The sequence below is a fragment of the Vibrio sp. V03_P4A6T147 genome (genome assembly GCF_002241085.1).
Taxonomy (GTDB): Bacteria; Pseudomonadota; Gammaproteobacteria; order Enterobacterales; family Vibrionaceae; genus Vibrio; species Vibrio anguillarum.
The window spans coordinates 1-12926 of the sequence record NZ_NDIO01000344.1; the positions used below are offsets into that span (position 1 = coordinate 1).

10 protein-coding genes are annotated in these 12926 nt (G+C 45.9%); 3 read left to right on the top strand and 7 right to left on the bottom strand.

Annotated features, from left to right (window positions below; all coding sequences use genetic code 11):
- Positions 1 to 1237 (bottom strand): H(+)/Cl(-) exchange transporter ClcA (gene clcA / locus B9J84_RS13335; RefSeq protein WP_094124343.1); only part of this gene is annotated, 1237 nt, incomplete at its 3' end.
- Positions 1238 to 1728: 491 nt separating this feature from the next.
- Between clcA and B9J84_RS13340 the strand changes: the two genes are divergently transcribed.
- The gene (locus B9J84_RS13340) at positions 1729 to 2715 is read left to right on the top strand and encodes a GTP-binding protein (RefSeq protein ID WP_010320211.1); all 987 of its coding nucleotides are present in this window, start codon (positions 1729 to 1731) and stop codon (positions 2713 to 2715) included.
- A 117-nt stretch (positions 2716 to 2832) separates the two neighbouring features.
- On the opposite strand, the gene B9J84_RS13345 is transcribed toward B9J84_RS13340, so the two are convergent.
- The 6 genes from B9J84_RS13345 to ylqF all read right to left on the bottom strand — a co-directional run bounded on the left by B9J84_RS13345 (position 2833) and on the right by ylqF (position 9656).
- Complete coding sequence (locus B9J84_RS13345) at positions 2833 to 3552, bottom strand: ABC transporter ATP-binding protein (protein ID WP_017045357.1); 720 nt, start codon at positions 3550 to 3552, stop codon at positions 2833 to 2835.
- Positions 3545 to 4828, bottom strand: a complete 1284-nt coding sequence (locus B9J84_RS13350) for an ABC transporter permease (RefSeq protein WP_094124338.1) — start codon at positions 4826 to 4828, stop codon at positions 3545 to 3547. Before B9J84_RS13350 ends, B9J84_RS13345 begins: the two co-directional genes overlap by 8 nt.
- A 2-nt stretch (positions 4829 to 4830) precedes the next feature.
- Complete coding sequence (locus B9J84_RS13355; RefSeq protein WP_094124339.1) at positions 4831 to 6048, bottom strand: ABC transporter permease; 1218 nt, start codon at positions 6046 to 6048, stop codon at positions 4831 to 4833.
- Entirely contained in the window at positions 6045 to 7331 is a 1287-nt protein-coding gene (locus B9J84_RS13360) for a TolC family protein (RefSeq protein ID WP_094124340.1), read from the bottom strand. Before B9J84_RS13360 ends, B9J84_RS13355 begins: the two co-directional genes overlap by 4 nt.
- Positions 7321 to 8466 carry an efflux RND transporter periplasmic adaptor subunit gene (locus B9J84_RS13365; RefSeq protein ID WP_013868497.1) on the bottom strand — a complete coding sequence of 382 codons (1146 nt, stop codon included), beginning with the start codon at positions 8464 to 8466 and terminating at the stop codon, positions 7321 to 7323. Before B9J84_RS13365 ends, B9J84_RS13360 begins: the two co-directional genes overlap by 11 nt.
- Before the next feature lie 245 nt (positions 8467 to 8711).
- Positions 8712 to 9656: a ribosome biogenesis GTPase YlqF gene (ylqF, locus tag B9J84_RS13370; protein ID WP_013868498.1), complete on the bottom strand. Its 945-nt coding sequence runs from the start codon at positions 9654 to 9656 to the stop codon at positions 8712 to 8714.
- 508 nt (positions 9657 to 10164) lie between these two features.
- Between ylqF and B9J84_RS13375 the strand changes: the two genes are divergently transcribed.
- Positions 10165 to 11025 (top strand): DUF4123 domain-containing protein, encoded by an 861-nt coding sequence (locus tag B9J84_RS13375; protein WP_094124341.1) that lies wholly within the window; start codon positions 10165 to 10167, stop codon positions 11023 to 11025.
- Positions 11026 to 11027: 2 nt separating this feature from the next.
- Positions 11028 to 12926: lipase family protein (locus tag B9J84_RS13380; protein WP_094124342.1), on the top strand; the 1899-nt coding region annotated here is incomplete at its 3' end.

A 12926-nucleotide genomic window follows, 5' to 3' on the forward strand; every position in this document is an offset into this window, starting at 1 on the left:
TTTCAATAACTAACAAAATACCTGTAATGGGTGCGCGAACCGTTGCGGCAAACAGTGCCCCCATGCCTGCAATGGCGAACATTCCTGGGTCAATCGCTAATTGTGGTAACAGTTCTTGCGCAATCAGACCAAAGGCGTAACCAAACAGCGTGCCTAATGCCAGCATTGGCGCAAAAATCCCGCCCGGAGCACCAGAACCAAAGCAGATCAAGGTGGTAAAAATACGGCCAATGAACAAAAGCAGCAAGATAGCGGCACCATAGTCACCATTGGTGATATTAGGGATCAGTGAGATGCCACCCCCAGTCAATTCAGGAATATACAATAAAGTTAAGCCAAAACAGCCTCCCAATAATGAACCCGTGAGTAAATATCGCTTACGATCATTGCGATGAATTTTGGCAAAAATATCTTGTGATAGTGTGATTAAACGGTTGAATAGCACACCGAAAATACCAAACAGTCCCCCAAGCAGCAGAAACAGCCACAGTGAAGCCAGCTCTGGTGCTTGATATTGCGGCATCTGGATCACAGCATGTTGGCCATTAATCACGCGAAAGACGATATTTGCCGCTACCGCAGAGACAATAACAGCACGTACTGAAATGAGGGTATAGCGAAACTGCGGGCGCATCTCCTCTATCACAAACATGATGCCCGCCAGCGGCGCATTAAATGCGGCAGCTAGGCCTCCAGCTGCGCCAGATGCTAAGAGTGAGTGGCGGGTATCGTCATTTTTGATGCGGAAAATATCCGACACCATTCGGCCAATGGCTCCCCCCATTTGAACCGTGGGCCCTTCACGTCCCAAAACCATACCAGAACCTAAGGCGCCCATACCGCCAAAAAACTTCACTGGCAGTACTCGCCACCAACGAACGGGGCGCATACCATCCATCGCGCCTTCAATTTCAGGAATGCCAGAACCGGCGGCTTCGGGCGCAAACCGGTGCACAAGGAAATAACCGATAAACGCCAACGCTGCACTGATAAGAAAAGCGGCCAACCACAAGGGTAAGATATTACCAATCTCACTTTTTAACCACTCGGTGCGTGTTTCAGAAACCAGGTGCACAGCGGCCTCAAAGTAAGTACCAACAATCCCAGCAAGAATACCGACAATGAGTGAAAGAAAAAGGATTGAGAGTGGTGTTTTGTCCTTAGAGAGAAATTGGTTAATCGTATCTTTTGGAACTTTTGCAAGCAGTGACTGTTTCAATCTCTCTCTTTTGGTCATGTAAAAAAGGGCCTCGATTGGTAAAATGTGAACATATTTTGTTACAGAATTATACGCGCCAAAGTGATTAACTATAGCGTCAAAGCTGCAATGTAGATTTCCATATCTGGAAGATGGAGAGATTCTCTACTAAAAACGAGATCTGAGTTAAAAATGAGTTAAAAAACAGAGATTGAACCTTGCTAAGCCAGCCAAATGAACCATAGTTAAAGCGTAAGGCAGATTCAGATATCGTACAGGGAGGAATTCAAGCCTTACCTACAATTTGGATGGAATCAGCAATATTTCAATTCTATGTCCTCGTTTATGATCGGGTTGCATCTATAGTCCTCCCGATTCGCGAACTCACGATTGAGTTACGAGGGGAAAGGCGCGCTCACCGTAGTGCGCCTTTTGTCGTTTATGTACCTCGGCTCATTGTTCCTGTCTAACTGGCAAACCATGCACTGGCTTCTTATTTCGGTATATACTGCCGCAAAAGGAGTGCTGACATGACAAAAAAAGTACCAACTAACATTATTACCGGTTTTCTTGGTGTAGGAAAAACGACGGCCATTTTGAATTTATTGAAGAATAAACCTGCTGATGAAAAGTGGGCGGTGTTGGTCAATGAGTTTGGAGAAATTGGTATTGATGGGGCGATGATGTCTGACCAAGGCGCGCTGATCAAAGAAGTACCGGGCGGCTGTATGTGCTGTACCGCGGGTGTTCCTATGTCTGTTGGAATTAACGCCTTACTTAGGCAAAAGCCCGATCGTCTATTAATTGAGCCAACAGGGCTTGGGCACCCTAAGCAAGTGGTGGCAACTTTAACTTCTGATCAATATGCACCGTATGTCGATTTAAAAGCCACGATCACTTTAGTGGATCCGCGCAACTTGCGTAATGAAAAATACACATCCAACCAAAATTTTAATGACCAATTGGCCAGTGGTGATGTGGTGATTGGCAATAAAGTGGATCAATGCACTAGTGCTGATGTGGATGCGTTTAATGACTGGGTGACTGATCAATCACCCGCGAAGATTTTTAGCAAGTTAGTCAAGCAAGGTGAGTTGCCTTTAGAATTATTAGATATTGAACGTCTTCACGGCGCAGCTTCTACTCATATTGAAGCGCATCACCATCATCATGCTTCGTTAGAACCACAGTTTGCGTTACAGCCGGGTAAAGCGTTTGTGCGCAAAGAAAATCGGGGCCAAGGTTATTTCAGTTGTGGTTGGTTAATCGGCGCTGAATACCATTTTGATTTTGATGAGCTTTTTTCTATGCTGAGTGCCCTGACCGCTGAGCGTGTTAAGGCGGTCGTCAATACCGATAAAGGATGTTACGCCTTCAACATCAACCAAGGAGTCGTTTCAGTGAATGAGATGAGCTTAGAAGGGTTTGAATCACGCTTAGAAGTGATTGACTCACAGCTCATGCCATGGGATCAACTCGAAGCGGTATTGCTGAAATTGGCGGGTATCTCTCAATAGGATCCAAAGAAAAAACCAACAAAGAAAGAACAAAGAAAAAATGAACTAAGAAAGGCGAACTGGAACGGCTTCGTCTTTCTCGTTCACTTTATAACTTCTTACAATGCGTTGAGCTATTTATGGCTGCCTTGTTGCGTGATCAACGCGTTCATCAGATAAAATCTGCCCATCTTTGATATTCACTATTCTGTGAGTTCGCTTCGCTAATGCGAGATCGTGAGTGACGACAATAAGCGTTCGTCCTTCTTGATGAAGCTCATTGAACAGGGCTTCAATTTCAGCGCCTGATTTTGAATCTAACGCACCTGTCGGTTCGTCGGCTAAGATAATTTGCGGATCATTGACCAACGCGCGCGCAATCGCCACCCGCTGCTTTTGCCCCCCCGAGAGCTGGTTGGGCTTATGCTGCATGCGATCGCCAAGCCCCACTTTTTCTAATAGTGTTGCTGCACGTGCTCGGCGCTCTTTTAATTTTACTCCGCGATAGACCAAGGGTAGGGCGACGTTATCGAGAGCATTAGCGTATTCGAGCAGGTTGAAACTTTGAAAAACAAAGCCAATTTTTTGATTACGAATATGAGCCAATTGATGGCTGCTGAGCGAGGCGACCGCCTTGTCGTCCAACTGATATTCACCCGATGTAGGAACATCCAAGCAACCGAGGATATTCATTAAGGTTGATTTACCCGAGCCTGATGGCCCTAGAATGGAGAGAAATTCGCCTTTTTGAATCGATAGCGAAACGCCGTCTAATGCTTTGACCAACTCTTCACCACTGCGATAGTGCTTGCTGATATTGGTCAATTGAACAAGGTTCGGTAAGTTTTGTTTATTCACTTTGTAATGCCTCTAATGGCGTAATGCTAGCCGCGCGATTGGCGGGAAACCACGCGGCAATCACACCGACAATCGCCAGCGCCGCGATCACAAGAAAGACAATCGAAAACGACAGTTCGGGTAAGGGTTTCCCTAATTGCTCAAACAGCATATTGCCTTCTAAGGGAGCGTATCTTAATAAGGTGATCAGCCCGTAAGTGGATCCTAAGCCAGCTAAACCGCCAAGTGACATCGTGAGCAAGGCTTGCACTAAATAATGGAGTTTGATAGTGGTTGGCGTAGCTCCGACGGCCATTCGTACACCGATGTCTCGCGTGGATCGTTTTACCGTTGCGTACATGACATTGGCAATACCAATGCCTGCGACGCCGAGGGTAATAAGCCCAATAATGCCCAAAAAGCCTTGTAGACCGAATAAGAAACGGCGCATGCTTTTTTGCCTCAATAGCATGTCTTCGACTTGCAAGAGCTGCGTGTCTGAAGTACTGGCACCGTACTTTCTGGCGATCACTTGCTTAATCACTTGCGCGGCTTTTTCGCGATCAACCGTGGCATTGAGCTGCACATTGATCGCTGCAATCGCTGCGTTGGGGTTAAAACGTTGCCAAGTGCGAAAAGGCACAAATACCGCGTAGTCAATAGGGGTTCCTTGTTCTACCTCTGCACTTGTCTGCGCTATCACGCCGATAACGGTAAAGTTTTCATCACCTATTTTTATCAATTGACCTACAGGGTTTATGCTCAGCGTCTGGGGTTCCAGCCAACTCCAACCATCCTCAGAATTGAACAATTGCACTGCGGCGTTATAACCGAGTACAACCACTTTACGCTGCTGTTGATTATCGAGCGGGTTGATCCATCGTCCTCCTTTGGCTATCTCAATACCAGTTAAGGACTGATATTCTGGGTTAACCGCTAGTGGGCGCTGCCAGGTGCCATTGTCTTGATTACTGACGCGTTTATCCCATTGTGCGCCGACTTCAGCGCGTTGGATAAAGGGCAGTGCGCGAACAAACTCAACATCATCCGCTTGCAAAGAGAGTGCTTTCCCTTCAAAAAAGCGCCCGGCGGTCTGGCTGGCGTAACCCCCTGTCACATAAAGCAAATTGCCATTGCCACTTTGTGATGAGCGTGTTAGCCCTTGGCGTAATCCTTCGCCTGTTGCGAGCATGGTAGCGATGCAAAGTGTGCCCCAAGCCACGGCTAAAATAGTGAGCAGTAAGCGCAGTTTTTCGGCCGCCATCTCTTGATAAATTTGCCTGATAGGTAACATCATGATTAAGCCCTCGCACTTAAGGCGATGACGGGGGTGAGGTTGGCGGCACGCTTTGCTGGGAAATAAGCGGCCAGCAGCGCAAACAACGTGGTGACGAGCAGTGACCAGCCTAAAGCCGGCGCAGTGATGACTGGTTCGCCGAGCCAATCAGGTAAGCCGATGTAATTCAGTAATAGCACTACCAGATAGGAGAGGAGCATTCCCAACACTGCACCTAATACCACTAGCAACCCACCTTCTAAAATAAACTGGCGTAAAATGATCTTCGGTGTTGCGCCAATGGCTAAACGCACACCAATTTCCCGCGTTCTTTCCGTGACAGAAAGGAACATGATATTGGCGACGCCCAAAGCGCCGACCGCAAGCGTCATCGCTCCACTTGCCCCTAAAAATAGTTGTATACCTCGAAACAAGGCATTGAAAAACTGAGCGCCGCTGCTGAAATCCGGTAGGTTTATGGCCTCAGTATCGCTCGGATCAAAATGTTTCTGTTTGGCGAAGAAAGAGAGGATGTTCATGCGCAATACCGCTGCGGGTATCCCTGCTGCGGGCTGCACAAGCAAAAATTCAGGCTCACTTTGCCAAAGATCATTAAAAGCGCTGCTTGGGATCATCACTTGGCTGTTTTCATTGTTTATAGAAATGCCCCCTTCTTGCTGCTGAGTAATACCGACAACCGAGAAGGGAATGGTATTGACTTTGATCGTATCACCAATAGATAGCTGACCAACTTGTGCCAACTGCCAACCAACCACCGCAATTCGGGAATGGTTTTGCTGATCGCTGGCGTGAATGCCGCGTGACCCCGCGGTCAGTTGCAAGTTGCGCAATGCTAAAAATTGAGAGTCGATCCCGCTGACGTAACCGGGAAGCATTCGGCCTTTTACATTCGTCACTTTAGCATCCCATTTTCCGTAGATAACTGATAAGGCGCTGATGTTTGGGTGCTGTGCCAAAGCGCGCATTTCCGGCTCTGAAAGGGTAATCGCTCGTCTTGCCGCAAGGCCTTGCCATGGTTTGGTGGTTTGACTGGGGAAAGCCATTTGTGTATCACTCATTAACAGCGCGAAAGATTGTGTATTGACGCGATAAAATCCTTCACCTAAGGCAATGAGCACTAAAACAGAAACAATACCCCAAACGATAGCAATGACCGCGAGGGCGCTGCGTAGCCGATGGGCAAGCAGCGTTTGCACGACTTGCTGTAGGCTTGAGATCATGAGTGCAGAGCCTGAGAGAGCGAAGCGATCACGTCATCATCTAACTGCCCAGCAGCTTGCAGCAGGCCAATCCGCTGCTTCCAATATTGGTACAATCGCCGTTGTAGACTGTTTTTACTGTTAAACAGAGCGTTATGGGCGTCAATCAAATCAGAAGCTTCAGTCATTCCTGACTCATAAACGGTTTGTTTACTTTTTAAAGCTTGCTCTCGTGAGCGGACTTGTAACTGAGCCATCTCCACTTGTCGCCAATCCAGATGGATTTGGCTAAAGCCACTTTGAATTTTGCGTTTAATCTCGATATCTACCTTGCGCAGTACTTGCTTTGCGCTTAAGACTTGCAGCGCAGCCTGATCGACCGTGGCGCGCGTGGAACCATTCAAATCCAACGGAATTTTTAAGCTTAAACCTGCACTGAGATCCCCATCTCGACCCTGATCATTGTCTTGGTAAGAAACACTGCCAGATAAGGTGGGATAATATTTGGCTTTGGCTGCATCTCGGCCAAATTCAGAAGCGGCGACTTCCTGCTGGGCAGCTAATAACTCAGGGCTGTTATTCTGCGCAAGCTTTAACCATTCAGTTTCGCTGCTGACTTGCATTGGCGGTTCAATGAGGTCGGTCGTTTTAATTTGGTCAATGTGCTGTGGGTCTTGATTGATGAGCGCGATAAGGGCTGACTTTTTCTCTTCTAGAGCGGCTTGCGCACTGAGTATATCGGCTTGCTCATCGACGTGGTTAGCACGCATGTCTTCCAATGCCGTTGATCGAATTTTTCCTGCTTTGTAGCGCTGCTCGGTAATCTTCAGCAGTTTTGCACCTTCTACGAACTTTTGCTCAGCAAGTTGTAGATCGCCTTGTGCGCTGGCGAGATCGAGATAGGCATACAGTAATGTTGCAGCCAGCTCATTATGTGCAGTCTTCACTTTTAATTGTGATGCCACATAGCTTGCTTGAGATTGGTCGAGCTGTGCCCAATTAGCGCTATCCCAAATGGTTTGGCTTAATGTGGCACCATAGCCTTTAGTGTTGTTGCCATCGTCATCCCATGAGGTATCCGCGCTGAGGCTAAAAGAAGGCAGCAAGGCACTTTTGGTACTTCGGACCTCTGTTTCACTGATTTGAGATTGGATCTGCGCTTGTGAATAAGTAGGGTCAAAAGCTTTTGCGGCTTGCCAAGCTTGTTCAATAGTGATGGCGTGAGCTGAAAAAGTCACCGCGCCACAGAACGTCATTAGCGCGGCTGCTAGCGCATTACGTTGAAAAGGGCGCTTAGTGGTCATCTTTGCCTCCGAATAAACTGTTGTCGATGATCACATCGTCCGCTGATAAACCCGCAATCACTTCCACATTAATGCCATCGGACAAACCTAAGGTTACGGCACGCACTTGGTAACCTTGTTCTGACTGATCTGGGATCAAGACTTCAGGTTTTTCACCGCTAAATCGTAATGCGCGTTCTGGAATGGTGATGACGTTTTCCACGCTCTTTAATGTGATCTGTGCGGTAGCAGAAAAGCCCGAGCGAATCACCATATTGTCAGGAAAGCGAATCTGGTTAATCTCCACTTCAAATCCATTATCAAAGCTAGTCGTTTTAGTATCACTAGGGTTATTCAACTTATCAGATTGAACCGCAACTTTGCTTAATACGCCGCTGATTTCTGCTTCTGGATACGGTGCTAACGTTAAGTTGACGGCCATCCCTGCGGCGAGTTGCGCCGCATCATGCTCACTGACACTGCCTTTGAAAATCATGTCATTCATATCGGCAATCGACATCATTTCAGTCGCCGCTTGGCTTGAGGCAGTGGAGATGATCGGCTCTCCCACTTCCACTTTTAAGTTTAAAATGGTGCCATCAATGGGGGCGACGAGTGTGGAGGTGAGTTTCGAATCGCCAACCGATGCTTCACCGCTGCGGATCAGCTCAAGGTTCTGCCTTTTTTGTTGCACTTCAGCTTGTTTTGATTTCAGCTCTGATTTTGCTTGGATTAGCTCACCGTAGTTTTCCGGCACAATCTTTTGTTCAACTAACTGCTGCAAGTTTGCCAGCGTCTGTTTGGCGGAATCTAAGCTCGCCTCACTTTGCATTAAGGCAGTGGTTGCGTCGGTTAACGCTTGCGGTGTTGGATTTGGACGCACTTTGATCAAAGGCGTGCCCAAGGTAACTTGTTCACCGACCCGATGATAAATTTCACCGACAATCCCCTCAATTTGCGATTTTATAGATACCGAGTGAGCTGGCACGATTTGGCCAACAGCGATTGCCTGTTTGGCAATATTTCCCTGTTCGACCGTCAGAGTGGGGAAAGCCGAGAGAGATTCATTGCTATTGGTGGTTAGGTAATAGCCCCCGCTGATTAAGGCGGCGCTAATTACCGCGATGGCCCAACGCTTTTTCATGAACAATTCCATATCAAGGAGAAAATAAACAATGGTGGTATGACTTGAGTGTCATCAGAAGGTTCCTTCATGCTATAGAAGTAGCGCATAAAAACCTGTATTGATTTGTCATGATAATGTCAGCTAGAAATAGCAAATAGCAAATAGCAAATAGCAAACAGCATGCAGTTGTCTGTTCTGATGAAAAGGGCGATCATTGACCGCCCTGATGGTAATAGTAGAAATGAGGTGTAGCGTAGAAAGGATCCGAGAGGAATTTAGCGCTTATTACGCAAATAACGTTTACGACGCTCTACTTTTTTGGCTGCTTTTTCCTCGGCTTCTCTAGCCGCTCGTTCTTCCACTTCCACTAACTCTTTGGTGATCATTTCAGGGCGTTCAAGAGTAATTTGGCCGAGAATACCTTGGCGCAATTCATGCAGTAGGATCTCCGAAGCTTTGTGCAGATCAATACGGCCACCGGGGCGCAGAGCACCACGTTTGCGGCCTATTTCTTCCATCCATTCCACATCAGATTGAGGTAGCTCATCGATTTGATAACGCTCTTGCAAACGCTCAGGATAAGCTTGCGCTAAATACTCAACAGTATAAAAGGCTACATCCTCATATTCCATTGCAGTATCTTTTACTGCCCCCGTTGCAGCTAGGCGAAAACCACTGTGCGGGTTTTCCACTTTAGGCCATAAAATTCCCGGAGTATCGGACAGCACAATGCCATTTTGCAAATTGATACGTTGTTGGCGGCGAGTAACGGCGGGTTGGTTACCTGTTTGAGCCACAGCGCGACCGGCTAACGTATTGATGATGGTTGATTTGCCTACGTTCGGGATGCCCATGATCATGGTGCGAATATTTTTCCCCACTTCTTCACGATGTGGCGCCAACTTACGGCAAAGCTCCATGATTTTATGCACTTCTTGAGGGTTAGACGTGGTTACCGCCATTGCTTTCACCCCTTGTTCTTTCTCAAAATGGTCGATCCACAATTGCGTCATTTCAGGGTCTGCTAGGTCACGTTTATTGAGTACCTTCACACACGGTTTATTACCACGCAAATGGGAGATAAGTGGATTCTCGCTGCTAAACGGGATACGAGCGTCCAACACTTCGATAATCACATCAACTTGCGGAATGACCTCTTCGATCTCCTTACGTGCTTTATGCATGTGTCCCGGAAACCATTGAATTGTGTTGTTAACCATTTGAAAACTGCCTTTTAATGTAAAAATTCTGCTGGTGGAGGAAGAGAGTTTTTATTGATGTTTATGAGAATCATCAACAAGGTTTACTGATAACCACCGCAGTTTTAGATGTGATGATGTTAACATTTAATTGGCGAGGCTGGAATCTAAGCTGTGCGGTGAACTTTACGTGTTCTGTCAATGGTGAGATGGCTTAGGATTGACGACGCTTGTGCAGTTACATCTCTTGTCGGTGAGAGAGCACTGAACCGAGCAAAAATTCGGTCAGATCGTGCTTGGTTAAGCAAGTTTTTGCCCAGCGGAGCAATTTATTGCTCAAGTAGTCAAAAGCCAAAGTTAACCTATTGAAATATAATAATTTAACACTGGCATTGCTTTTGCTTAGTGAGGCATTACATTATGCGATGCGATTCACGAAAAAGGACCAAACCATGTCAGCCGCTCTTCGAACCATTTCTTACCAAGCGTTATTAAACGCAGAGCAAGCCCATATGCCAGCCGTAAGATTATGCTCTACGCAGGGGAAACTGTCATGATCCTCTCTTGGTTTCAACAGCAGCAAAACCATCGCTATTGGTTAGTTGATCGCAAGCTTCACAAGCACGCCTTACAGCAAAATGGGGGCTTTGGATTTGAAGAAGCCGTGCCTCTGTTTTATGGTGCAATGTTTACTGAGGTGATGCCACTCTCTCCATGGTTAATCCCTGTTTCTGAATCGGTATTGTCGCTCCCTGAAGCGTTACTTGAACAGGGTATTGGGCTGTCAAGCCATGCCGTGGGCGATGAAGTGTTGCAGCATCTTCGCAGTTTATTAATTGCCGGATTAGAAGGCGAGGAAGTGATGTTTCGCTTTTACGATAGGTCGGTCATTATTGCTATGTTAGCGCGAATGGACCAATCAGAAGTGAACCAGTTTTTGGGTAATATCAATCAATTGGCTGCATTAGATAATGGAGACCAAGGCCACGATCGAGATCAAGGTCACTTAGTCACGTTTGACAACACCTCGCACGCGCCATTTAATGCTCAGCAAGGCTCTTGGTGGGTAATAAAAGCGCATCATCTTGATAAACAAGAGAACTTACCTTTGTTAAAAGCTAACCTTGAATCTTGGTTATGGCAGCATTTCCCCAAGGCAATGGACCAGCATCTTACGCAAGGGCGTGATATCGCTTCCATGCTCACACCGTTTCTCTCTGCTGCTGAGCAAACCTTAACGTATCGTGTGATGAGCGCGGCCATCGCGGCGATTATGGGCAACGAATACTTGGCTCAGCCTAGCATGATAGAACTGATCAAAAACAATCAAAATGAAGAGATTAAATATGCTCTGCATGCCTTAAGTCGCCAATTACAACATGAGGGATAATCATGGATTCATTTAACCATTGCGTGCAGTGCAACCCCGAGAAAAATTGGTTGGAACTGGAGTTCATGAGTGAAAACGATGAACCGATTGATGGCCTTGCCGTCACCATTACGAACAAAATTACCTCCAACACACACACGCAAACCACCAGCGCTGGTAAAGTATTATTTGCAAATATTGCCGCAGGTGAATGGCGCGCTTCTGTCAGCCAAGCCTCTTTGTTAAGTGAAGTCGAAAAGTACGCCAGCCGTAAAGAAGGGCAAGAGTCGCCAGTGAAAATCCGTGCATCGGCAGAGCTAGATGCTGCTGAGCAAAGCCCGAAACGGTATCACAGCACTACCATAGGTGATTTTTGGGATGAAGCCCCTCAAGATGAGTTTTTGCAAGAGCACCATAAAGGGATAGATACCAATGCCTCTGCGGAAAAAGCAGGGTTCAGCCTTAGCCACAACCAAAGTTACGTTTTTGAAATCAAAGCACTGCGCAGTTATATGCCAGTAATTATTGATACCGATGAATTTAGTTTGGTGAATAGTTATACCTTTGCGTTGTTGTCCAAATTGGCTTATGCGACTGATAAAAAAAGTATTGATCTAAAATCAGAGGATGACAGTACTGGGAGTATCGAAACAGTTATAAATCAGTTCAAGTCTAGGCAGTTGCCGATACAGTCTGGTAATCAAAAAGTGAGATGGCTTGTCGAGGAAATACCTTACAGCAGAGCGTTGAATTTTAAATACTACGATAACCGCCAGAAACATGCCCAAGGTTATATCCTGTTCAATGAAGAAATAGCTATTGTTTCGGTTAGAGGTACTGAGCCGAGTTTTTACGATAAAGATAGTGTCATTGATCCAAATTCAAAATTCATCATTACTAAAGTGGCTAACGGCATTGACGCTGTACTTAATTCGCCAGGTATAAATGACCTTGTTAAAACAGACTTGGATGCAGCACAAATTGCCCCTAAAGAATTTGGAGGGACTTATATCCATCGGGGGTTCTATCGATATGCTATGGCATTATTAGATATTATGCTGAAAGAATTAGATAAACATGGGGGCAAGAAATTATATTTTTGTGGTCATAGTTTAGGTGGTGCAGGGGCACTGCTGTTAAGTGCGCTGACTAAAGACGCCTATAATTCTTCACAGCTACGCTTATACACTTACGGAATGCCACGTACAGGAACACGCAGTTTTGTTACTCGGTATCAGGAGATCCTGCATTATCGTCATGTTAATAACCATGATGGAGTTGCTCAAATCCCCATGACATGGGCAAATACCGATCTTACAGAGGGGCTAGATAAATGGGATGTGTTTAGTAGTGGTATAACATTGATTAAGAAAATGCTCACCGATAACGACGATGATAATTATCTGCACCATGGTCATTTATCGCAGCTACTGACTTATCAAAAACCAGATCAGATTCTACTAACACCCAGACAAACACAAGTGACGATGTTAGATATGGCAAAATTAGCCATTAATGATTCTGTTTCGCTGGTAAATAATTTGTCCGAAGTATCGATTGCTGAGCACGGTATGGATCATTATGTACCTAACTTATGGCAACAGCTGCTTGCTTTAAGTAATGAAAGTTTAATGACGCATTATCAAAAAGCGATATCAGCTCTCGATCAAGAAATTGCTACTTTACAGCAAAATTATCTCACCGTTAAACAAACTTGGGCTCGTTCTATCGGAGATGGCACTCCTGCTATGGGAATTGGACGTTTGATGAGCGAGATGAATTCTATAAATAAGTTAATAGATAACCGTAATCAGATTAGAGGTGAACTAAAGCAGATAGTCTCTGACCCTCAGCGTTTACCTTTAGCAAAACTATTAATAGCGCAGCAAACATTACCTGATGAAATTAAGGAACAACTGCAA